The following is a 22,058-nucleotide window of genomic DNA, read 5'->3' as shown; positions in this document are numbered from 1 at the left end:
CTGGGCGCCAACGTGATAACGCCTTTTGAACACCATCCTTAGCTGAAAAGGCGCGGGTCGAGCTTGAACGGCTCTTTGCCGATCACGCGCACGCTGGCCATAGCGGGGTGCAACGGGTTGAGCAGCAGGTTAAAGTCCGCCAGACACACCACGGACGGCACGCGCATCGCGAGATGGTCGCCCCGTTCGAGCCAGTGCCGGCCGATTTCAGCCGTGGTGCCCGGGTCGCGGCCGAGTTCGTCCCAGTCCGGCGGTAGTTCCGGCTGGTAAGCGTTCTCGTATGCCACGTCCGGCACGTCCAGTGTGACGAGGAAAAGGCCGCCGGCTGGCAGCAAGCCCGACAAATGAACGAGCGTTTCCAGCACGGCGGTTGATGCATTACAGCAGGTGTAGAGCACGCGCATGCCGCGTGGATTCCATCGGCCGCCGGCGATCGCGGCGCCGTTGCCGCTGAGGTCATCGGCGAGATAGTGGCCGCGTTTTTCCTTCGCGAGTCGATATACCTTCATGCGGGAATGCCGAACGTCGCGCGCAGCAGGATGTCACGAACGCGGTCATAGCCCGGCTGTGAGTCGAGCACTTCAAGTGGCTTGAGGCCGCCAAGCTCCGCGTTGGAACGCTGCATCCATTCGGCCGCAAGCTCTGAATCCTCGAACACCTGTGTCGCCTGCTCGAACACGTACAGCACGCGAGCCACGCGATCCGATTCCGCACCCGACAGACGCTCTTCATTCGAAATCTTGCGCAGAATGGTCGAGGTCGGGAGGCTAAGGCCCGTCAGCAGCGTTTGCAGCGGCACGTGCAGTAGTTCCTTGGCGACCCGTTCAACAACAATCGATTCCATACCGTCGCGAATCGTTTCGCGCTGCGCAAGCGGGTCCATCTTCCCAAACGCTTCGAAGTCGTGCGGCTGGACGCCGAATCCATTACTACCGACGTAGGCTCGCGCGGCACGTGAAGAAGAACGCTTCGCAGCAGGTGCGCCGGTGTGGGAGTGAGTCGCCATGTCGATCACCTCTCATATGAGAATTATCTACTCTCAAAGTATAGCTCAATCTCATTTGGTAATCAATTGATCTCATTTGGTGGCGACGATCGTCCCGATCGTGTGGACGCCGACTCCGTTTTGATCCAGATGCCGTGATTGACCTGAACCGGCCGGATGTCGACCTCATCCCGGAATGGTCGGCATTTGCGACCTGACCGACCGGCTCATCGGCTCATCGGCAACTCGGCAAGACGCCGGAGCAAGACCCGCGTCATGCAGTGGCCGTGCAGTCTATGGCGCCGCCGGCGTTTGTTCCGGTGCCGCTCGAGACGAGGACTGAACGCATTGCTGGTGGACGGCAGGTTGCCGGATCTCAAGGCGCTGCGCGAGGAATTTGCGCCCCCGCTAGGTTGACTGCCCGGTGGTCAATGTCGAGATTCCGCCTGCAAGCTGCTATGACGCGCTGCTGGGCAAGGAGGTGGCCGCATGAATAGCCCTGCTCAACCGCTTCACCCCACTCGGACGGCCGCAGACCGTGGCTGTGGCATAAATCCGTCTGGGGTTTGGGGTAGTTTCGCCTCGAGCTGAGTTACGCAACAGAGCCTTGGTGACGGTGGCGGTATCGGGCGAGCGCTCGAGAAACCGCGCGAACTCGCGCACGATGCGCAGATAGTTGGCCTGCGTCTTGGGGGCGAGCTGGCGCATGCGCATGTCGTCGATCATACGCTGGCGCAGCGGGCTGACGGCCGGTTGGGAGGAGGTCATGATTCGGCTCCGGTTGAAGAACGAGGCGGATTGCCTCATTCGTCAACATACGGAACCGCGCGGCGAACCTCCGATGAACCGCAGGCGCTTAGCCGGAGCCCCCTACCGCGCGAGCGGTTTAGTCCGCCGGACATGAAGCGTCATTCGACGGCATCGTCGTTGAGACACTCATATGTCGGCGTCGTCAGGAACCAGCCATTCGAATCGCGATGCCGGAAGTTGTTGCCGACTTGATCAAAGAAAGAGACTGAAGCGGCAGACAAAGGCTCTTTACCGACCTTCTGCGCAGATTTCGCGATGATCGCCTGGGCTCCGGACGGCCCGGATCGGCCAGCGTGCGATCTGGCTCCCTATTCCCGCTTGACCTTCCCACTATGGGAAGCTTCAGGATGAGCACCTTGAGTCGGCAACGTTCCCGCGGTTGAACTCGCGGAACTCGCATGCCGGCCGCCCCGATATCTGCCGCGTCAAGGTCAGTCAATACGGCGCCGGGGACTCGCCGGCGGCAAGCAGAATCCAGTTGAAGCGCTCAGACGTCACCGTCTGCTGTCACGCCCGGCACACCGTTTCCGATATATGTCCACTCGGCCGGGAGCCAGCCCCATACCTTATATGCACAAGTCGGAATCACGCATCGTCCTGTTCGGCATTCTCATTTCCCTCTGCTTCATGAGTGGCATCGCAAAGGTCGCCTCTGCGGCCGGTATCGCTTCGATTCTCTTTCCCGAGCTTGCCGCGCTCTCCTATGACGTTTTCGTTCGGCCGCGTGGCGTGTGGGCCCGTGCGCCACTGATGCTTGCGATCACCCCGGCCCTGACCGCATTGCTGGGGATCGTTGTCACCCGCCACATGCCGTATGGACCATGGTCGATCTCGGTATGTATTGTGGGGTCTATCGCAATCATCAAAGGGCTGAGATCGCCCGTGGCGCCCGCAATCTCAGCCTGCTTTCTCGCGCTGGCACTTGGCGAAACGAGCTGGTGGTATCCCGCTTCAATACTGGCTGGCACCTGCGTACTCGCCGGTCTGTCGATGCTGCATCGGAAGGTTCTTTCCGCTGACATGCCGTCGAAACGGGACACTGCAGCTGATGTGATCGACGACGAACTTGAGCGCTTGCCTGGGCAATTCTCATGGGTGCCGTTCTTCGCGGTATTTTTACTGCTGGCTTATCTTCTTTCAACCTGGAGCGGGTTGAGGATGGTGTTTTTTCCGCCCCTCGTCGTCATCGCCTTTGAGATGTTTTCGCATTCCGACGTGTGTCCTTGGGCTCAACGTCCCGCCATGATGCCTTGTGTTTGCACGATTACGGCTGCGGCCGGCGTGGCAGCGGTCGCGCTCTTTGATGTGGGCGCTCTGTCCACTGCACTGGCGATGCTGGTCGGTGTCGCCACCTTGCGCCTGAGTCGCGTGCACGTTATCCCCGCGCTTGCGGTCAGTCTTCTGCCGCAGGTCATGCCGCGTGCGGACTGGTATTTTCCGGTTGCCGTCGCTGTGGGCAGTACATTGCTAACGGCCTGCTTCCTGGTTTTCAGGCGCATCCCGTCAGCCGTACCGCGTGTGACTGGATGACCGGCCCGGTCCTGGAACCAGCTTACGATCAGACCTGCGAACGGGCGCAGTTTCGCATGGACGTTCCATATGTAAACAGGCCCTGGCCAGTCTCGGTCTCAGCAAAAATGCGCGCGGGTTCCCGTGGCGCTTGACCTTCCGGCGATTGGCAGGTTGATGATTAATGCGCTAACCTCCCCGACGGCCAGTTTGCCTGCGCGATGCGGCACAACCGGCAAGGCACCAGGGGCAGGACATGAATTCAGGCAAATCATCTAGACGTACGCTTCCGGGCAAGGACGACCTCGAGGCGATGTCGGCGTTCCGGTACGACTTGCGCAAGTTTCTGCGCGCCTCAGAAGAGATCGCCAACGCGGCCGGCATCACGACGCTCCAGTATCAGTTGCTCCTGCACGTTTGCGGCTTTCCCGACCGGAAATGGGCGACCGTCGGCGAACTCGCGGAGCGGCTTCAGGCTGCGCCGAACGGCACGGCGGCGCTCGTCTCGCGCTGCGAATCGGCAGGGCTCGTGACGCGCAAACCCGATCCTGCCGACCGTCGCCAGGTGCAAGTTCACCTCACGCCCAAGGGCGAGAAATTCTTGCTCGAACTTGCGGCCGAACACAAGGCGATTTATGGCACGTTCGGCTGGGTGTTCGACAAAAAGGGCAGCTAACCTCCGCGCATCAGGCTGCGCAGGGCCGCTAGGAAATTTATGTCACAATATGCTTTAAATGACATTTTCCCGGCATCAAAATGCGATTGCCCAACCTTATTGACCGTCGCGCGATCCAGCGCAGCCAGCGGCGATGGCTCTATTTCGGCGTGTTTTGGCTCGGTGCTGTCGCGACGGGACTCGTCGCGGTCATGTACGCGCGGCTCATCGACTTCGGCTATGACATCTTTTTGCGGATGACCGCCCACAGTGGGTGGTTGCCGCTTCTCATCACGCCGGCGATCGCAGCGCTCAGCGTCTGGATCACGCGCCGCTGGTTTATGGGATCGGAAGGCAGCGGCATCCCGCAGGTCATCGCCACGCTGCACAACGTACGCGAACTCGGCCCTCGTCTGCTCACGCTGCGCATCCTGATCGGCAAGATCGCCCTGTCGTTCCTCGCGATCCTCGGGGGATTCACGATCGGCCGTGAAGGACCGACGATTCACGTGGGCGCCGCGCTGATGTTCAGTCTGCGGCGCTTCTATCCAGCACGGTTGCGCAGCATCTACGGCGTCGGTCTCGAACGCAAGCTGGCACTCGCGGGTGCGGCTGCGGGGCTGTCCGCCGCGTTCAATGCGCCGCTCGCGGGGATTGTCTTCGCCATCGAGGAACTCACGCGCAGCTTCGAGGAGCGGACCAGCGGCGTCATCATCACGGCAATCATTTTTTCGGGCGTCGTCTCGCTGGCGCTGCAAGGCAACTATGTGTATTTCGGCACCATCGCCATCGGCGGCAAACTGCCTGATTTGCTTGCGATCGCTGTCATTCTTGTTGGCGTGATCGCCGGCCTCGCGGGCGGCGTATTCTGCTGGCTGCTGCTCAACACCGGTCGATGGATGCCCGCCCAGCTATTCGTTTTTCGAAAGGAGCGGCCCGTGGCGTTCGGCGCGCTGTGTGGCCTGTTCATCGCCGTGATCGGCGTGGCCAGCGGCGGTCATCTGTTCGGTAGCGGCTATGAGGAAGCGCGCGGCATGCTCGAAGGCCATTCCCAGCTCGGTGCCGCCTATCCGGTGCTGAAAATGGCATCTATGGTGGGCTCGTATCTACCGGGCACGCCGGGCGGTCTCTTTGCGCCGTCGCTGGCGATTGGCGCGGGCATCGGCAATGCGTTGCACATGGTGTTCGGGCAGATGCAGCTGCCGATGCTGATCGCGCTCGGCATGGTGGGCTATCTTGCCGCGGTAACGCAAAGCCCGATCACGGCGTTCGTCATCGTCATCGAAATGATCAACGGGCACGCGCTGGTGATTTCGTTGATGGCCACCGCACTAATTTCGAGCCAAGTTTCAAAGCTGTTCGCACCGCCGCTATACGAAGCGCTGGCGCACCGCTATTTCCATAGCTGATATGCGGCAAAGGTACGCGTCATTTGAAGGCCGCATGGACAGAGCTGACACTGGTGTCCAAAGTGATGCCCGTTACTTCAAGTGGTGGGGACTACTTTGGACGGCGTAGTCACGTTGGCGCCCAGTCGACACATCGCGGACAGGCGAGACAATTTCTCAGAAACCGGTAGGCGGATTTTGGGCGAGCTCCGTGAACTGGCGCCAGGCTTCGAACCGGATCGCGATTTGTTTTCGATAAAGCGAGGCGCGCAGCACGTGTCGCTTGAGTGCGAAGTGTTGCCGGATCGGACCGAAGCACGACAGGAACGTCTGCGTACGACCGGGCAGTCGGAAACCGCGCATGCGGCGCTCGCGTTCACGCGTGGGCTGATGACTGTTCTCAGCACGGTTCTTGACGCGTGCAGCCGCTTTGACGAAGACGTGCTTCACGTTCGCCAGTTCCGGGATTTCAGCTTTCGCCACGCGATAACTGCCCAGCTGATCGGTGACGATCTTCTTCGGTGCCTCGGGACAGGCAGCGAGCACGCGTTGGAAGAAGCGTTTCGCGGCCGTCTTGTCGCGCCCCTTCTGCAGCAGGATGTCGAGCTCGATGCCGTGCTGGTCGACCGCGCGCCACAGAACATAAGGCTCGCCTCGCAATGTCACGAACACTTCGTCCAGATGCCATGTGCTGCCCGGCTGACGCCGCGCAGCCTTGACGCGATGGGCGAAGTCGGCGCCGAATTTCTCGATCCAACGACGAATCGATTCATGGCTGACGATCACGCCGCGCTCGAACAGCAACGCCTCGATGTCACGCAGGCTGAGTTTGAACCGGAAATACCATCGAACCGCGTGGCTGATGACCGACGCCGGGAACCGGTGGCCGTGATAGAGCGATTTCATCTTCTTCATCACCCCATCCTAACCGACCCGGTCGCCAACGTGACAAAGCCCATACACGACACCTCTCATGAAAAAGCGCATGCATCGAAGCGCGCGGCAGCGAAGCAAGACCGGGCCGCTCGAGCGTGCGACCTTCTACATCACGTGCAACTGCGAAACAGAGATGCATCCGCGGGAGCCACGTCTGAGCGCGACTCCCGCGTGCTTTGGCTCGCTTGCTCCGGATCAGTCGTCGGCGAGCGGCCGACGTGACGTCTCGCTGCTGGCGAGCATCGCGATCAACGCGACGCCCGCGGCACCGACCAGATACCAGGCCGGCGCAAGCTTGCTGCCGGTGACGCTGATCAACCAGGTGGCGACGAGCGGTGCGGTCCCGCCGAACAGTGCGTTAGCGGCGTTGAAGCAGAAGGCAAAGCCGCTGTAGCGCACCCGCGTCGGAAAGATCTCGGACAGGAAGCACGGCAGCGTGCCGTCATTCATCGTCAGCAACGCACCGAACGCGATCTGGATCATGACGATCGTCGCGAAGCTCGCACCCACCAGCCCCTTGAAGAGCGGAACCGTCAGGATCGCGAACAAGACCGACGCGCCGATCAGCATCGTCTTGCGGCCCACGCGATCCGATAGCGTCCCCATCAGGAAAATCAGCGCGATATAGGCGGCCAGCGAAATGGTCGCGGCGACGAACGATGCCGTCTCGCCCATGCCCATTTCGGTCGACAGGTACGTCGGCATGTAGCTCAACACCAGATAGAACGCGACGGCGTTCAGACACGTCACGCCGAACGCGATCAGCATCTTGCCGCGATACTTGGTCAGCAACTCCGTCGCCGGTGCCTGCGCGACGTGGTGCGCACCTTCGAGCGCCTTGAACTTCGGCGTGTCTTCGAGCCGGACCCGGATATAGCGCCCGACTAGGCCGAACGGCGCGGCGAGCAGGAAAGGCAGGCGCCAGCCGAAGTCATGCAGTTGCTGGGTGGTCATCACGGCATGCAGCACGGCGACGAAGATCGAACCGAACAGCAGGCCTGCGGCCGTGCTGGCGGGCACGATGCTGGTGTAAAAGCCACGCTTGCCCTCCGGCGCATACTCGGCCAGAAACGCGGACGCGCCGGCGTACTCGCCCGATGCCGAAAAGCCCTGCACCACGCGCACCAACAGCAGCAGCATGGGCGCTGCCATGCCGAGCTGCGCGTATGTCGGCAGGAACGCGATCAGGAACGTGGAGCACGACATGATCAGGATCGATAGCGACAGCGCCGACTTGCGACCGATCTTGTCCCCGAAGTGTCCCCAGACGATGCCGCCGATCGGCCGCACGATGAACGAAATCGCGAAGACGCCGTATGCCGCGAGCAGGCCGGACATCGCGTCGGTCTTCGGGAAGAAGACGACTGCGATGATGGTGGCGAGATAGCCGTACGACGCGTAGTCGAACCATTCGACGAAATTGCCGATGAAACTCGCGGTTGCCGCGCGCCTCAGCAAACCGGGGTCGGCCGTCTGACGCACCGCCCCGCCATCGCGCGAATAGCTCGACGACTCGTCCTCGGGCAACCACATCCCGGCTTGCGCTGACCGACCCGACATTGCTTTTCTGGTACTCATTTGCCTTCTCCAAACGTGAAAGTACGTTGCGGTGTCATGGCTGCAATTCCTCCGATTGATGCCCGGGTGGATGCGCTGCGCAGCGTTGAGCCACGGCCGTCTGAGCAAATAGTAGAGGTTGGACCGCATGGAAGATTTTTATCCGCGACGGAAAACTTTCCGCTTTCGACATCAAGGGTTAACACTCTTCGGGCTTTCCCTTCGAAAAGATATGACGGAGTGGAGACCAAAAACGGGTGATTAGCGGGGTAACGACTCAAGGGGGCGACCGATTTGACGAGGTGAAGAGGCGAAGGGGGCGCTGGGCCGCGTGATTAAGCGTCCCACGGATCGCACCGTATGCGTCGTAAAGGTGGATTGCAAGCGCAGTGCCCAGCGTCACGACGCGCGATGTGACGGGCGCGGAATCTCGCCGCGCCAGCTCACGCCTCGACAATGGCAAAGATGCATAGCATCCTAAGCGAACGCACGCGGCGGATATGCGGGTGGAGGATTAAGGGTGGCAGGTTAAGGATGGCGGATCAATGGGCGCTGACATGCGGCGAGCACGGCACCGGCCATCAGCAGCAGTGCCGAATAGACGAGCCCGCGCGCCAATCCCGCGCTGTCTGACACCCAGCCGATCGCCAGGGGCCCGGCGATCTGGCCGAACGCGAACACGATCGTGAATGCGCTGATGCCCTTTGCCCAACGATCGGGCGGCAGACTGTGCCGGACGAATGCAGTCGTCGACGCGACCGCCGACAGGAAGGTGGCGCCGAACAGCAGCCCGGACGCAAAGGCGACCGCCGGATGCACGAGCAGCGCGGGCATCAGCGTGGCGACCCCAAGCTGCGCATTTAGCACCGCGAGCGCTTGTCCGCCGCGCATCCGGTCGAGCAGACGCGACCACAGGCGGGCCGAGACGATCGTCGCGGCGCCGAGCAGGATGTAGAAGCCGCCCACCATGGCGTTACTCATCCCCGAATTGCGCAACAGGGCAACGATGAAAGTCATGTAGCCGATGTAGCCGACCCCGAACAGCCCGTATCCGGCCAGCGCCAGGCCGAAACGCGGCCGCACGGCAGATGACGTCGGCGCGCCGCCTCCCGCGGGGGACGGAGCCGCCGTCGCGTAATCGGCGTCGAGACGCCGCGCGGCGCCGATCGAGACTGCCGCGAACAGCGCGCAGGCGAATGCGAGCGCGAACCATGCAGATTGCCAGCCACGCGGCCCGTTCGACAGCGTCAAGGGAACCAGGATTGACGACACGACGATACCCCAGCCCGTGCCGCCGTAGTAGAGGCCGAGCACCAGCCCCGCGTCGCGCGGGACGGTCGATGCGAGGCGGGCCGCCAGCACGCCGCCGCTGATGAAGATCAGGGCGCTGCCGATGCCCGTGAGGAGGCGCTGCGCGAGCAGCAAGTTCGTCCCCGACACGCCGCCGCTCGCCGCCATCAGCACGGCTGTCAAGATGCATCCGGCGCCGAGCAGGGCGCTGGGCCGCCACCGGCGCGACAGCGCCGGAAACGCCAGCGCGCCGAGCAGATAACCCGCTGCATTCGCGGTATTCATCGCGCCTGCCTGGGCGAAACTCCATGCCAGATCGGCCTTCATGGCCGGCAGCAGGAGCGCGTACGAAAAACGTGCGAGGCCCAGCGCGATCGCGCTGCCGAGCGACAGACGGACGGCCAGGCGCAACGCCTCGAGCCGCTCGGGCTCAGTCGTGGCCGGCCGCCGCGTCGAGCACGCGTGCCGCTGCTCGCCGCCGTCGCGACGGCCGGTGTGTTCCGCTATCCCAGTGTCGGTTGCTTTCGTCACGCTGGATTCAACTCCGTCGGTTGCACGGCGGCCATGCGGGACGAGGGCCGCGGAGCCGCGCCATCGATCGATGTCGGCCCCTCGCCTCCCCCGGGAAACCGACCTGACTGGCCTCGCTCGCGAGGCGCCACGGCGCAAAGTCCCGATGGATCCGCCCGAGCGCCGCGCCCGCCGTCTTGCGATAAGCGTCCAGTATGCCGCGCTTTGTTGAGCAAACCAAATCGTGCCGGAAGCCGTCGCGAGCCGGCACCATGCGGCGTGACAGTCGCACCGGGATCGCCGCCGCGCACCGGTCGGCGCGCGTGCCCCTACTGCAGCACGACCGTCCGATTGTCGTTGATGAAGACGCGCCGTTCGATGAAGCATTTCACCGCGCGGGACAAAGCGAGGCACTCCATGTCGCGCCCGACCGCCAGCAGCCGCTCGGGATGACAGGCGTGATCGACCCGCTCCACGACCTGCTCGATGATCGGCCCTTCATCGAGATCGTCAGTCACGAAATGCGCGGTGGCGCCAATCAGCTTCACGCCTCTCGCATGGGCCTGATGATAGGGCTTGGCGCCTTTAAAGCCCGGCAGAAACGAATGGTGGATGTTGATCGCTCGACCGGCCAGCTGCATGCACAGATCGCTCGACAGCACCTGCATGTAACGGGCGAGCACGATCAGCTCCGCGCCGGTGCGCTCGATCAGTTCGAGCAGTTGCCGCTCCTGTCGCGCCTTGGTCTCCGGCGTCACCGGCAGGTAGTGGTACGCGATGCCATTCGACGTCGCGAGCGCTTCGAGATCCGGATGATTCGAGGCAATCCCGACGATCTCCATCGGCAGCTCGCCCATCCGCGTGCGAAAAAGCAGATCCGCGAGGCAATGATCGAATTTGGACACCAAAATCAACACCTTCGGCTTCTCGGACAGATCGTGAATCGCCCAGTCCATCCCGAAGCGCTGCGCCACGCCGGCCAACGCCTCGCCAAGCGCCGCGCGATCGAATTCGCCGGGCGGCACCGGGTGAAACACGCAGCGCACGAAGAAGCGTGCCGTATCCGTGTCGTCGAATACGTCCAGTTCGTCGATATAGCAGCCGCGCGCGTCGAGCAACCCGACGAGCGCCGCGACCTGACCTGGCGCGCTCGGGCAGCGCACCGTCAAGACCAGGCGTGTTGATTCACGTGCCCGGTCGGCAATGATTTCAGACATGGTCACTTCCCCAGCTTCACGCATCATGCGAACGCTGAAAGCGCATCGCACGCTGCCTTGGCATCGCCGCACAAGCGGCGGTAGTCGGCACGGCGCCAATGCAGGCGTACGCCGACGCTTTCCGCCGCGCGCACGGCATGCGGTTTGTAGACGGTGAGCGACGCGTCGTCGAGCATTGAGAAACGCTCGAATGCCAGCACGAGCAGATCGGCCGCGAGACGCTCGACCAGATCCGTATGCGGCTGGCGCTCCAGATACGCGCGCAGCAGCCGGCAAAACGCGTCGTAGTCGAGACAATCGTCGATGCGCTCCGGTAACGCGTGTGCCCGGCACCGCAGCACCGCATCGATCACCACGGGCTGCGGCGCCCGTTCATGGTCGTGAATCCCGATGCGGGTATCCGCCCGCAAGCGGTCAATCACGACCTCCCATTCGATCTCGGGCTCACCCTTCGTCACGTTCATCGATCGACCTCCATCGCACGCGTTCGCATCGCAATCGTTACGCCAGATACGGTTCCGCGGCATCGAGCAGCATCAGGCAGCAATACTCGGCGAAGCTGCGTCGCACGATGACCTGGAAGCGATGTTCGCCTGACCTGACGAGCGTCACGCCCGCCTTGAAGAAATGCGTCTGCGTGCAGCGTCCGTCCGCGAATGCACGAGGATGCAGGTCGAGCGGGCAGCCGCTCGCCAGCACGTCGCGCACGCTGTCCCCGGCGATGTCGATCACCGTATAGCCGCTGCTCACGTCGACGACCGCCGCGTGTTCCCCGGCAAACGCATCACGCAGGGCACGCTCGAGCATCGCGGCCATGTCCTGCGTGGAGAGGACCAGCCATTCGTCCGGCCCCATCCAGAGCACGGCGCGATCGCCGGCACGCACACACTCGCCGGATTGCCGCGGCAACGCGACGCCCAGCACCCGCTGCGCGGCGGAGGCAAACGCGGCGCCGCTGCCGCGCAGCGTAAGCAGCGTCATGAACGGGCGCTCGGTCAGCTGGAAGCGGGACGACACACCGCGCGACGCGGCGGCGATCCGCGCGTCGATCCCGACGAGCGGAGACTCCTGGATCAGTTCATTCAACATGCTGTCGTACTCCTTCCGGATCGTAGAAAATCGGGCTGCAGATCTCAGCCTCGACGCACTGCGTGGCGGACATCGAGACGAACACCCTTTGTCCCATTCTGTTCAAGCCGTCCTTGATCACCGCGAGCGCAATTGGGTGCCCCAGGATCGGGCTCATGTAGCTCGACGTGACGTGACCGAGCATCGGCCTGATGCCTTGCGGCGTGGGGGTCGGCACGATCTGCGCTCCCTCCGTCAGCACCACGCGCGGATCGATGCTCCTCAGGCCGACGAATTGCTTGCGGCCCGCCTTCGCGGTGTCGGTGCGCGACAGCGAACGCTTGCCTAGGCAATCCTTCTTCGCGACCATGCCGCCCATGCCCAGATCGAACGGTGTGATCGAGCCGTCGGTATCCTGCCCGACGATGATGTAGCCCTTCTCTGCACGCAGCACGTGCATCGTCTCGGTGCCGTACGGCGTGATGTCGAAATCCGCGCCGGCCGCCATCAGCGCCTCCCACACGCCGCGCCCAAAGTTCGCCGGCACGTTCACCTCATAGGCCAGCTCGCCGGAAAAGCTGATGCGCATCACGCGTGCCGGCACGCCGGCCACCGTGCCTTCGCGATAGGTCATGAACGGGAAGGCGCCGTTCGCGAAGTCGATGTCCTTGCAGATCTTCTGCAAGACCTTGCGGCTCTTCGGGCCGACCACGGCGAACGTCGCCCAGTGGTCAGTCACCGAGGTCAGATGCACGTTCAGGTTCGGCCATTCCGTCTGCAGCCAGCGCTCCATCCAGTTCAGCACGCGTGCCGCGCCGCCCGTCGTCGTGGTCATCACGTAATGTTGCTCGCCGAGCCGCACGGTCACGCCGTCGTCGAACACCATGCCGTTCTCGTCGAGCATCAGGCCGTAGCGGCACTTGCCGACTTCGAGCTTGCTCCACGGATTGGTGTACATCCAGTTGAGCAGCGTCGCGGCGTCCGGCCCCTGGATGTCGATCTTGCCCAGCGTCGAAGCGTCGAGAATGCCGACGCCCCGACGGACGGCCAGGCATTCGCGCTTCACTGCCGCGTGCAGATCCTCGCCATTTTTCGGGAAATACCACGGACGCTTCCAGTTGCCGACATCCTCGAATGCCGCGCCATGCGCCTCGTGCCAGGGGTGGATGCAGGTCTTGCGCACCGGATCGAGAAAGTCGCCGAGCTCGCGTCCCGCAATCGTGCCGAAGGTGACCGGCGTGTAGTTCGGGCGGAACGTCGTCGTGCCGGTTTCCGGAATCGTCTTCCCGAGCGCCTGCGCGAGAATCGCCATCCCGTTGATGTTGCCGAGCTTCCCCTGATCGGTGCCGAAGCCCATCGCGGTGTAGCGCTTCACGTGCTCGACCGAGTGATAGCCTTCACGTGCCGCCAGCAGGATGTCGGACGCCGCCACGTCGTTCTGGAAATCGACGAAGCGCTTCGGGCCGCGCGACGCGGTTTCCGGGTTGGCGACCAGCCAGAGCGGCAACAGTGGTTGCGCCTTCTCTGCGTTCGCTTGCCAACGCGGCGTCGCAGGTGCCGCGAACCCGGCCGTGCGCGCCGCATAGCGGCCGGCCGCAATGCCGTCCTCGAGCGCCTCAGACAACTTGAACGCACCGCGCGCCGCGCCCGCGCTGCACTCGGGCTGCACGCCGGTGCCCGGGATGAAGCACGCTTTGTCGTCCTGCCAGAGCGCCTTGCCGCCCGACTGCGCGAACAGGTGCAGCACGGGGTTCCAGCCGCCCGACATGCCGACCAGATCGCACCCCAGGTCCGCGATCCGCTCGCCGACGCGCCCGTTCGCATACCGGGCCACCGTCACGCCGCGCACGCGCCATTTGCCGCGCGCCTCGACCACCACCGCCTGGTTGACGATCGCGACGCCGCTCGCGGCCGCCCGCTGAGGCAACGCGCCGGTGCTCTTGCTGCGCGGATCGACGACAGTCACGTCCGCGCCGTGAATCTTCAAGTCTAGCGCGGCACGATAGCCCTCGTCGTTGTTGGTGAAGATCACCGCGCGCCGGCCCGGCAGCACCGCGAAGCGGTTGACGTAGGACGAGATCGCCGACGCGAGCATCACGCCGGGCAGATCGTTGTTGCCGAACACCAGCGGCCGCTCGTGCGCGCCGGTGGCGAGCACGACCTGCTTCGCGCGAATCTTCCACAGCCGTTCGCGCGTGCCGGTGCGGGTCGACACCGGCAGATGATCCGTCAACCGTTGCGTCACCGTGACGAGGTTGTGATCCTGATAGCCGAACGCGGTGCTGCGCGTCAGCACCGTGACGTCGTGCATCGCCTCAAGCTCCGACGCGACCGCGCGCACCCAGTCGGCCGCCGGCTTGCCGTCGATCGTCTCCGTGCGGGACAGCAGGCTGCCGCCGAGCTCTCGCTGGTCGTCCACGAGGATCACGCGTGCGCCGCTGGCGCCCGCCGTACGCGCCGCCGCGAGCCCTGCCGGGCCGCCGCCGACGACGAGCAGGTCGCAATGCGCGAAGCGCTTGTCATAGCGCGCCGTGTCGAGCTCCTCCGGCGCCTTGCCGAGACCGGCCGCCTGGCGGATGCGTTCCTCGTATTTCGGCCAGAAGCTTTGCGGCCACATGAACGTCTTGTAGTAGAAGCCGGCCGGCATGAAACGGGCGAACTTCTGGTTGATCGCCATCCGGTCGTGTTCGAGATCCGGCTCGGCGTTGACGCTCACGGCGACCAGCCCCTGGTACAGCTCGATTTCGGTCGCCTTGGCGTTCGGCACCGTATGGGCGCCCCGCTCGAGCTGCACGAGCGCGTTCGGCTCCTCGACACCCGCCGTCACGATCCCGCGCGGCCGGTGATACTTGAAGCTGCGCGCGACGAAATGCACGTCGTTCGCGAGCAACGCCGAGGCAAGCGTATCGCCCTGGAATCCCCGATACGTGCGACCGTTGAACGTGAACGTCAGCGAAATCGCGCGATTGATGCGGCCGCCGTGCGGCAGGCGGTTCTGCTGGGTCATGCTGGTTCTCCCTCGTTCGGCTCGCCGATCTTGCTGACCGAACGGAATTGATAGGTCACGGTGTCCCGCTCTGCGTTGAACCATCGGCGGCAGCCCTGCGCGTGGTTCCATTGTTCGCGATGCAGCCCCCGGGGGTTCTTGCGCATGAACAGGTAATCGCCCCATTCGCGATCGGACAGTTTCTCGGTGTCGAGTGGGCGGGCGATGTCGGCCTCGCCGCCGCACGTGAATTCGGATTCGGCGCGTGGCCCGCACCACGGGCAATGAATGAGCAACATGGCAATGTTCCCCCGCGTTAGTGCGCGACCGCAGCCGCGCCGTGTTCGTCGATCAGATGGCCGGTGTAGAACCGGTCCAGCGAGAAAGGCGCATTGAGCGGATGCGGCGCATCGTTGGCGATCGTGTGCGCGAACACCCAGCCCGAGCCAGGCGTCGCCTTGAAGCCGCCCGTGCCCCAGCCGCAATTGAAATAAAGCCCCTTCACGTCGGTCTTGCTGATGATCGGGCACGCGTCCGGCGACACGTCGACGATGCCGCCCCACTGGCGGTTCATCCGCACGCGCGAGAACACCGGGAACATCTCGACGATCGCCTGCAGCGTGCCTTCGATGATGTGGAAGCTGCCGCGCTGGCCGAAGCCGGTGTACTGGTCGACGCCCGCGCCGATCACGAGGTCGCCCTTGTCGGACTGGCTGATGTACGCATGCACGGCGTTCGACATGATGACCGTGTTGATGATCGGCTTGATCGGCTCGGAGACAAGCGCCTGCAGTGGATGGCTTTCGAGCGGCAGGCGCACGCCGGCCATGTCGGCGAGTGTCGTCGTGTTGCCGGCGGCCACCACCGCGACCTTCTTCGCCTTGATGAAGCCCTTCACCGTATCGACGCCCGTCACCGCGCCGCCTTCACGGCGGATGCCGATCACCTGACAGTTCTGGATGATGTCCACGCCCAGCTGGTCCGCACCGCGCGCAAAGCCCCACGCGACCGCGTCGTGCCGCGCGACGCCCGCACGGCGCTGAAACGACGCGCCGAGCACCGGGTAGCGGCTGTTCAGGTTGATGACCGGCACGATCTCCTTGATCTGCTCGGGCGTCAGGAACTCGGCGTCGACACCGTTGAGCCGGTTCGCATTGACGCGTCGCTCGGTGTCGCGCACGTCCTGCAGCGTATGCGCGAGGTTCATCACGCCGCGCTGGCTGAACATCACGTTGTAGTTCAGGTCCTGCGACAAGCCTTCCCACAGCTTCATCGCCTTTTCATAGAGCGCGGCAGATTCGTCCCACAGATAGTTCGAACGCACGATCGTCGTGTTGCGCGCGGTGTTGCCGCCGCCGATCCAGCCTTTTTCGATCACGGCGATGTTGCGCACGCCGTGTTCCTTCGCGAGGTAGTACGCGGTGGCGAGGCCATGCCCGCCGCCACCGACGATCACCACGTCGTACTCCTTCTTCGGCTCGGGGCTGCGCCATGCGCGCTCCCAATGCTCGTGATACGACAGGCCGTTACGCAGCAAACTGAAAATTGAATATCGGCTCATGATTCCTCCCCTTCAACACTCGATCACGTTGACCGCGAGGCCCCCGCGCGACGTTTCCTTGTACTTCGTCTTCATGTCGGCACCCGTCTCCCGCATCGTCTTGATGACTTTGTCGAGCGACACGTAATGCTTGCCATTGCCTCGCAGCGCCATGCGGGCCGCGTTGACCGCCTTCACCGCACCCATCGCGTTGCGTTCGATGCACGGAATCTGCACGAGCCCGCCGACCGGGTCGCAGGTCATCCCCAGGTTGTGTTCCATGCCGATCTCGGCCGCGTTCTCGACCTGCTCCGGCGTGCCCCCCAGCACGGCGGCGAGCGCGCCGGCGGCCATCGAGCAGGCGACGCCCACTTCGCCCTGGCAGCCGACCTCCGCGCCTGAAATCGACGCGTTTTCCTTGTAGAGCAGGCCGATCGCCGCGGCGGTCAGCAGAAACGTCACCACGCCGTCGTCGTTCGATCCCGCCACGAACTTCGTGTAGTACTGCAACACTGCCGGGATGATTCCTGCCGCGCCGTTGGTCGGTGCGGTGACGATGCGGCCGCCCGCCGCGTTCTCCTCATTGACCGCCATCGCATAAAGGTTGATCCAGTCGATCATCGACAGCGGATCGCGCAGGCTCTCCTCCGATTGCGCCTTCAGTTGCCGATACACGGCCGATGCGCGCCGCCGCACCTTCAGCGGCCCCGGCAAGGTCCCCTCGATCGAGCAGCCGCGCGCGATCGACGCCGCCATCACGTCGCGGATTGTCAGCAGCCCGGCGCGCACCGCCTGCGGATTGCGCCACGTCGTCTCGTTGGCCAGCATCACGTCGGCAATCGACAGGCCGCTTTCGCCGCAGAGACGCAACAGATCCACGCCGGTGCGGAACGGATAAGGCACCTCCTGGACGCTCGTTCTGCCGTTCAGACGTTCGCCCTCGTCGTCGACGACAAAGCCACCGCCGACCGAGTAGTACGCCTGTGCATCGACGATCGCGCCCCGCTCGTCGAGTGCAGTGAAGCGCATCCCGTTCGGATGGAGCGGCAGCACCTCGCGCCGCAGGAAGGCCAGCTGCGTCTTCTCGTCGAAGTCAATCCGATGCACACCAGCGAGGTCGAGCGACCGGGCCGTGCGAATGTGGACGAGCCGCTGCTCGACGTAATCGGGATCGACCGTATCGGGCAGGTTGCCTTCGAGCCCGAGCAGCACGGCCTTGTCGGTGCCGTGGCCCTTGCCCGTGGCACCGAGCGAGCCGTACAGCTCGATGCGCAGCGTGCGCACCTGCTCGAGCACGCCGCTCTCGCGCATGCGCGTCGCGAAGCGGCTCGCGGCGATCATCGGACCGACGGTATGCGAGCTCGAGGGCCCGATGCCGACCTTGAAGAGGTCGAAGGTGCTGACGTTCATGGCGTCCTCACAGTCCGAGATAAACCGGGAAGCGCGCGCAGAGCTGCGCCACCTGGGTGCGCACAGCAGCTTCGACCTGCGCGTCGCCGAGCCGGTCGAGCGCGTCGCACATCAATTGCGCGGTATGTGCGGCGTCCGCCTCGAGAAAGCCGCGCGTCGTGATCGCCGGCGTGCCGATGCGGATGCCGCTCGTCACGAACGGCGATTGGGGATCGTTCGGCACCGTGTTCTTGTTCACCGTGATGTGCGCGCGCCCCAGCGCCGCATCGGCATCCTTGCCGGTGATGCCCTTCTTGACGAGGCTGACGAGGAACAGGTGATCGTCGGTGCCGCCCGACACGACGTCGTAGCCGCGCGCGTTGAACACCTCGACCATCGCCCGCGCGTTCGCGAGCGTCTGCTTCTGATACGTGACGAACTCCGGCCCCAGTGCTTCCTTGAACGCGACCGCCTTCGCGGCAACGACATGCATCAGCGGGCCGCCTTGCGTGCCCGGAAACACCATCGAGTTCAGCTTTTTCTCGATCTCCTCGTTGGCGCGGGCCAGAATCAGGCCGCCACGAGGCCCGCGCAGCGTCTTGTGCGTCGTGGTCGTCACGACGTCGGCAAACGGCACCGGGTTCGGATACAGGCCCGCCGCGACAAGCCCGGCGACGTGCGCCATGTCGACGAACAGATAGGCGCCGACCTTGTCAGCGATCGCGCGGAAGCGTGCGAAATCGAGAACCCGCGAATACGCGGAAAAGCCGGCGACGATCATCTTCGGCCGATGCTCGAGCGCGAGACGTTCGATCTCGTCGTAATCGATCAGCCCGGTTGTCGCATCGACGCCGTACTGGACCGCATTGAACACCTTCCCCGAAAACGACACCTTCGCACCGTGCGTCAGATGGCCGCCGTGCGCGAGGCTCATGCCGAGGATCGTGTCGCCGGGCGTGAGCAGCGCCAGATAGACGGCCGCGTTCGCCTGCGAGCCGCTATGCGGCTGCACGTTCGCGAAATCGGCATTGAACAGCGCCTTCGCGCGGCTGATCGCCAGCTGTTCGACCACGTCGACGTGTTCGCAGCCGCCGTAGTAGCGCTTGCCCGGGTAGCCTTCGGCGTATTTGTTGGTCAGCACCGATCCCTGTGCCTCGAGCACGCGCGGGCTCGTATAGTTTTCCGAAGCGATCAGCTCGATGTGCGCCTCCTGGCGCTGTCGCTCGAGACGCATGGCCTCATGCAGATCCGGATCGAAACCGGCAATGGTTTGTTCTTTGGAAAACATTCAAACGTCTCCTGCCACATCATTGAGAGACCCGCAGCCGCAGCCGCGGGTGGATTCAGGTGTCAGTCAGCCGGTCAGGCCTTGATGATGTTGTGTTCCGGGCCGTACGGGAAACCGGTGATGTTGGTCGCATCCGTCTCGCCGATCACCAGGATGTCATGCTCGCGGTAGCCGCCCGCGCCCGGCAGGCCTTCGGGCAGCATGATCATCGGCTCCATCGAGACGACCATGTTCGGCTCCAGCACCGTCTCGATGTCTTCGCGCAGCTCGAGGCCCGCTTCGCGGCCGTAGTAATGCGACAGCACGCCGAACGAGTGGCCATAGCCGAACGTGCGGTATTGGAGCAGCCCGTATTCGGCATAGATCTTGTTCAGCTCGTGCGCGATGTCGCAGCAGCGCACCCCCGGCTTGATCAGCGCGAGGCCTGCCTCATGCACTTCGACGTTGACCTTCCACAGGCGCAGATGCTCGTCCGAACAGTGATCGAAGAACATCGTGCGTTCCAGTGCCGTGTAGTAGCCGGAGATCATCGAGAAGCAGTTGAGGCTCAGGATGTCGCCCTTTTGCACCTTGCGCGTCGTGACCGGGTTATGGGCGCCGTCGGTGTTGATGCCGGACTGGAACCACGTCCACGTGTCCATCAGTTCCGAATCCGGGAACCGGCGCGCGATCTCCCGCACCATCGTCTGCGTCGACGCGAGCGCCACTTCGTGCTCGGGCACACCTTCATGCACGGCCGCGGCGAGCGCTGCTCCGCCGACGTCGCAGACATTCGCGCCGTGCTTGATCAGCGCGATTTCCTCGTCGGACTTGATCATGCGCATGCGCATCGTCGCTGCGCCGATATCGACGAACTCGACCGACGGCAGCGCCGCCTTGAGCTTCGTCATCACTTCGACGGGCACGTGATCGAACTCGATACCGACGCGCCCCTTGTTTTCGATCTCGCCCTGCACGGCGCGGAAGAAGTTGTCACGCTGCCAGTCGGTGTAGACGACGTTGTAGTCGCCAACCGTGCGGCGCCACGGCTGGCCGCCGTCGATGTTCGCGGAGATCGACACGACTTTCTTGGGCGTGACGACGAGGCCGTACTTGCGACCGAACGAACAGTAGAGAAAGTCCGAGTAATAGTTGATGTTGTGATACGAGGTGAACAGCACGGCATCGATGTTCTCACGCGCCATCAGTTCGCGCAGCTTGCCTTGTCGGCTGGCGTACTCCACATCCGAAAAGGTGTGCTTTACCTTTTCGCCGTTCTCGATTCGAATCAGGTTCTCCATCTTCATGAGCTCGCTCCAGGGTGAAAAAAGCGTGGTGGGTGTGAGCAAATGGTAGGAGTTCGGCAGATTCGAAAATTTCCATAATGGACGCCATACTTTGAAAATTCGACATCGAGGGTTAACCACGATCGTGCCGTGCGAGGGTTGTCATTGGCACGTGACGTTGTTCAAAGAAAGCGGGAAAGCACCATGAAAAACGCTAATCAGGCGCATCGGCATGTGTCGGATGACGCGCGTGCGGACGCACCCGCGATCGGCGATCGCGGGTGAATAATCGTCTGCGCTACCGGGCCTAGAGCGCGTTCTGGTAACGCCGCCGATCCGCCATCGGCGAGATCTGGAACTGCGCCTTGTAGCGCGTGGCGAAATGAGTGGTCGAGGTGAAGCCGGTACGCGAACACACTTCTTCGAGCGGCGCGGCCGTTCGGTACAGCAACTGGCGCGCGCGCAACAGGCGAATCTCCAGATACGCCTGCGCGGGCGTCTTGCCGAGACGCTCGTGAAACCAGCGTTGCAACTGCCGTTGCGACACGCGCAGGTGCGACGCGATCTCGGCGACCGACAGTGTCTCCTCGACGTTGCTTTCCATGATCTGCAGCGCCTCGTCGAGTTTCATGTGCTCGGCGCCGATGTACTGACGTAACGACGTGCGCTGCCGGTATTCGCGGCTGCGCCGCTCGGCGACGAGCAACTCGAGCACACGGGCCGCGAGCGCCTGGCTGCCGGGTGGCATCGCGAGCAGGTGGACCATGAGGTCGAGCGGGGCCACGCCGCCGCTGCACGTGAAGCGATCGCGATCGACTTCGTACAGCCGGTTTGACACCGTCAGCTTCGGAAACTGCTCTATTAGCACGTCCTGGTCTTCCCAGTGAATCGTGCAGCGATAGCCGTTCAATAGCCCTGCGCGCGCGAGAAAATAGCTGCCCGTGTCGAGACCGCCCAGCGCCGCGCCGTTGCCGGCCTGGCGCCGCAGCCAGTCGATCACGGCGCCGATGCCCTTACACGGAATCGGATTGGGGCCAACGACGAACACTGCGTCGAACGTGGCATTATCCGTCAATGCAACATCCGGCACGACACGGATGCCATCGCTCGACTGGACGACGTCGCCGTGCGCCGCGATAAGCTGGTAGTCGTAGACACGACGTCCGACAACCATGTTGGCGATCCGCAACGGGTCGACGGCGGCGCCCAGCGCGATCAGCGAAAAATTGTCGAGCAACAGGAAGCCGTACCGCATGACCCGCAGATCATGCATGCCATTGGGCCGCCCGGGTTCCGCGTGCCGGGGGAGTGGGGAAGTCGACATGAGTGGCGATCGCGATGACGGGAAGTGAGCAAATATGACCGCACATCATAGTCGCGTGCCGGGGCGCACCGCAATTGGCTTTGTCGCAGGAATGATGGCTCTGTTGCGTAACTGAGGTCGGGGCGAAACTACCCCAAACCCCAGACGGATTTATGCCATAGCGGCCGCGGCGACCGTATTCGGCCGTCCGAGCTGGCTGAAGCGGTTGAGCAACGCCGCACGGATCTGCTGACCTGCCCCCTGCAAACAGGGCCAGCCGGAGTCTAGTAAAGTTCGTTTTCGGAGAAGAAGACGAACATGAAGAAGCGCTTTACGGAACAGCAAATCATCGGGTTTCTGAA

At 63.6% G+C, this 22,058-nt stretch carries 19 protein-coding genes and 1 pseudogene; 3 read left to right on the top strand and 17 right to left on the bottom strand.

Going from position 1 to position 22,058, the window contains the following annotated elements; all coding sequences use genetic code 11:
* Positions 1–38: 38 nt before the first annotated feature.
* The 3 genes and pseudogenes from FFS49_RS38630 to FFS49_RS42810 all read right to left on the bottom strand — a co-directional run.
* A complete protein-coding gene (locus tag FFS49_RS38630; RefSeq protein WP_059888482.1) occupies positions 39–509 on the bottom strand; it encodes an RES family NAD+ phosphorylase in 471 nt (156 codons plus the stop codon).
* Positions 506–1,006: an antitoxin Xre/MbcA/ParS toxin-binding domain-containing protein gene (locus FFS49_RS38625; protein WP_080323245.1), complete on the bottom strand. Its 501-nt coding sequence runs from the start codon at positions 1,004–1,006 to the stop codon at positions 506–508. Before FFS49_RS38625 ends, FFS49_RS38630 begins: the two co-directional genes overlap by 4 nt.
* Before the next feature lie 591 nt (positions 1,007–1,597).
* Positions 1,598–1,753 (bottom strand): annotated as a pseudogene (locus tag FFS49_RS42810) (phage integrase N-terminal SAM-like domain-containing protein); the annotation flags it as partial.
* A 612-nt stretch (positions 1,754–2,365) separates the two neighbouring features.
* Between FFS49_RS42810 and FFS49_RS38615 the strand changes: the two are divergent.
* From FFS49_RS38615 to FFS49_RS38605, 3 genes are all read left to right on the top strand, one after another.
* On the top strand, positions 2,366–3,325 hold the full coding sequence (locus FFS49_RS38615) for a hypothetical protein (protein WP_059888486.1): 960 nt from the start codon (positions 2,366–2,368) through the stop codon (positions 3,323–3,325).
* Positions 3,326–3,560: 235 nt separating this feature from the next.
* On the top strand, positions 3,561–3,980 hold the full coding sequence (locus FFS49_RS38610) for a MarR family winged helix-turn-helix transcriptional regulator (protein WP_059888489.1): 420 nt from the start codon (positions 3,561–3,563) through the stop codon (positions 3,978–3,980).
* A gap of 80 nt (positions 3,981–4,060) precedes the next feature.
* Positions 4,061–5,368 carry a chloride channel protein gene (locus tag FFS49_RS38605; RefSeq protein ID WP_059888491.1) on the top strand — a complete coding sequence of 436 codons (1,308 nt, stop codon included), beginning with the start codon at positions 4,061–4,063 and terminating at the stop codon, positions 5,366–5,368.
* 156 nt (positions 5,369–5,524) lie between these two features.
* Here FFS49_RS38605 and FFS49_RS38600 read toward each other — a convergent pair whose 3' ends face one another.
* The 14 genes from FFS49_RS38600 to FFS49_RS42435 form a co-directional block, all read right to left on the bottom strand.
* The gene (locus FFS49_RS38600; protein WP_059888493.1) at positions 5,525–6,262 is read right to left on the bottom strand and encodes an IS6 family transposase; all 738 of its coding nucleotides are present in this window, start codon (positions 6,260–6,262) and stop codon (positions 5,525–5,527) included.
* Positions 6,263–6,478: 216 nt separating this feature from the next.
* Positions 6,479–7,861 (bottom strand): MFS transporter, encoded by a 1,383-nt coding sequence (locus FFS49_RS38595; protein ID WP_226092294.1) that lies wholly within the window; start codon positions 7,859–7,861, stop codon positions 6,479–6,481.
* A gap of 507 nt (positions 7,862–8,368) precedes the next feature.
* Complete coding sequence (locus FFS49_RS38590) at positions 8,369–9,799, bottom strand: YbfB/YjiJ family MFS transporter (RefSeq protein WP_226098044.1); 1,431 nt, start codon at positions 9,797–9,799, stop codon at positions 8,369–8,371.
* A gap of 170 nt (positions 9,800–9,969) precedes the next feature.
* Complete coding sequence (gene purU, locus FFS49_RS38585) at positions 9,970–10,857, bottom strand: formyltetrahydrofolate deformylase (RefSeq protein ID WP_059888496.1); 888 nt, start codon at positions 10,855–10,857, stop codon at positions 9,970–9,972.
* 23 nt (positions 10,858–10,880) lie between these two features.
* A complete protein-coding gene (locus FFS49_RS38580) occupies positions 10,881–11,321 on the bottom strand; it encodes a dihydroneopterin aldolase (protein ID WP_059888498.1) in 441 nt (146 codons plus the stop codon).
* A gap of 37 nt (positions 11,322–11,358) precedes the next feature.
* The gene (locus FFS49_RS38575; RefSeq protein ID WP_011875685.1) at positions 11,359–11,946 is read right to left on the bottom strand and encodes a sarcosine oxidase subunit gamma family protein; all 588 of its coding nucleotides are present in this window, start codon (positions 11,944–11,946) and stop codon (positions 11,359–11,361) included.
* Positions 11,936–14,932: a sarcosine oxidase subunit alpha family protein gene (locus FFS49_RS38570; RefSeq protein ID WP_011875686.1), complete on the bottom strand. Its 2,997-nt coding sequence runs from the start codon at positions 14,930–14,932 to the stop codon at positions 11,936–11,938. The genes FFS49_RS38575 and FFS49_RS38570 overlap by 11 nt, the downstream gene beginning before the upstream one ends.
* Positions 14,929–15,210 carry a sarcosine oxidase subunit delta gene (locus FFS49_RS38565; RefSeq protein ID WP_011875687.1) on the bottom strand — a complete coding sequence of 94 codons (282 nt, stop codon included), beginning with the start codon at positions 15,208–15,210 and terminating at the stop codon, positions 14,929–14,931. The genes FFS49_RS38570 and FFS49_RS38565 overlap by 4 nt, the downstream gene beginning before the upstream one ends.
* Before the next feature lie 17 nt (positions 15,211–15,227).
* Positions 15,228–16,472, bottom strand: coding sequence for a sarcosine oxidase subunit beta family protein (locus FFS49_RS38560; protein ID WP_006400891.1), 1,245 nt, complete (start codon positions 16,470–16,472; stop codon positions 15,228–15,230).
* A gap of 12 nt (positions 16,473–16,484) precedes the next feature.
* Complete coding sequence (locus FFS49_RS38555) at positions 16,485–17,861, bottom strand: L-serine ammonia-lyase (protein WP_011875457.1); 1,377 nt, start codon at positions 17,859–17,861, stop codon at positions 16,485–16,487.
* 7 nt (positions 17,862–17,868) lie between these two features.
* Entirely contained in the window at positions 17,869–19,128 is a 1,260-nt protein-coding gene (gene glyA / locus FFS49_RS38550; RefSeq protein ID WP_011875458.1) for a serine hydroxymethyltransferase, read from the bottom strand.
* Between the two features lie 74 nt (positions 19,129–19,202).
* Positions 19,203–20,414, bottom strand: a complete 1,212-nt coding sequence (locus FFS49_RS38545; RefSeq protein WP_011875459.1) for a M24 family metallopeptidase — start codon at positions 20,412–20,414, stop codon at positions 19,203–19,205.
* 286 nt (positions 20,415–20,700) lie between these two features.
* Positions 20,701–21,648, bottom strand: a complete 948-nt coding sequence (locus tag FFS49_RS38540) for a GlxA family transcriptional regulator (RefSeq protein WP_226092292.1) — start codon at positions 21,646–21,648, stop codon at positions 20,701–20,703.
* 219 nt (positions 21,649–21,867) lie between these two features.
* Positions 21,868–22,058: hypothetical protein (locus FFS49_RS42435; RefSeq protein ID WP_137910429.1), on the bottom strand; the 191-nt coding region annotated here is incomplete at its 5' end.

It is taken from the genome of Burkholderia sp. 4NA327C6 (genome assembly GCF_005502655.1).
Taxonomy (GTDB): Bacteria; Pseudomonadota; Gammaproteobacteria; order Burkholderiales; family Burkholderiaceae; genus Burkholderia; species Burkholderia contaminans.
Note: the sequence above shows the minus strand (reverse complement) of the source record. Positions and strands in the feature narration are given on the sequence as shown.

Bases quoted from the DNA above. Each gene is read 5' to 3' on its own strand.
- FFS49_RS38555 (WP_011875457.1), bottom strand. From the start codon at position 17,861: ATGAACGTCAGCACCTTCGACCTCTTCAAGGTCGGCATCGGGCCCTCG.
- FFS49_RS38575 (WP_011875685.1), bottom strand. From the start codon at position 11,946: ATGTTGAATGAACTGATCCAGGAGTCTCCGCTCGTCGGGATCGACGCG.
- FFS49_RS38615 (WP_059888486.1), top strand. From the start codon at position 2,366: ATGCACAAGTCGGAATCACGCATCGTCCTGTTCGGCATTCTCATTTCC.
- FFS49_RS38560 (WP_006400891.1), bottom strand. From the start codon at position 16,472: ATGAGCCGATATTCAATTTTCAGTTTGCTGCGTAACGGCCTGTCGTAT.
- FFS49_RS38580 (WP_059888498.1), bottom strand. From the start codon at position 11,321: ATGAACGTGACGAAGGGTGAGCCCGAGATCGAATGGGAGGTCGTGATT.
- FFS49_RS38625 (WP_080323245.1), bottom strand. From the start codon at position 1,006: ATGGCGACTCACTCCCACACCGGCGCACCTGCTGCGAAGCGTTCTTCT.
- FFS49_RS38565 (WP_011875687.1), bottom strand. From the start codon at position 15,210: ATGTTGCTCATTCATTGCCCGTGGTGCGGGCCACGCGCCGAATCCGAA.
- FFS49_RS38630 (WP_059888482.1), bottom strand. From the start codon at position 509: ATGAAGGTATATCGACTCGCGAAGGAAAAACGCGGCCACTATCTCGCC.
- FFS49_RS38610 (WP_059888489.1), top strand. From the start codon at position 3,561: ATGAATTCAGGCAAATCATCTAGACGTACGCTTCCGGGCAAGGACGAC.
- glyA (WP_011875458.1), bottom strand. From the start codon at position 19,128: ATGTTTTCCAAAGAACAAACCATTGCCGGTTTCGATCCGGATCTGCAT.
- FFS49_RS38540 (WP_226092292.1), bottom strand. From the start codon at position 21,648: ATGCGGTACGGCTTCCTGTTGCTCGACAATTTTTCGCTGATCGCGCTG.
- FFS49_RS38570 (WP_011875686.1), bottom strand. From the start codon at position 14,932: ATGACCCAGCAGAACCGCCTGCCGCACGGCGGCCGCATCAATCGCGCG.
- FFS49_RS38545 (WP_011875459.1), bottom strand. From the start codon at position 20,414: ATGAAGATGGAGAACCTGATTCGAATCGAGAACGGCGAAAAGGTAAAG.
- FFS49_RS38600 (WP_059888493.1), bottom strand. From the start codon at position 6,262: ATGAAGAAGATGAAATCGCTCTATCACGGCCACCGGTTCCCGGCGTCG.
- FFS49_RS38595 (WP_226092294.1), bottom strand. From the start codon at position 7,861: ATGAGTACCAGAAAAGCAATGTCGGGTCGGTCAGCGCAAGCCGGGATG.
- FFS49_RS38605 (WP_059888491.1), top strand. From the start codon at position 4,061: ATGCGATTGCCCAACCTTATTGACCGTCGCGCGATCCAGCGCAGCCAG.
- purU (WP_059888496.1), bottom strand. From the start codon at position 10,857: ATGTCTGAAATCATTGCCGACCGGGCACGTGAATCAACACGCCTGGTC.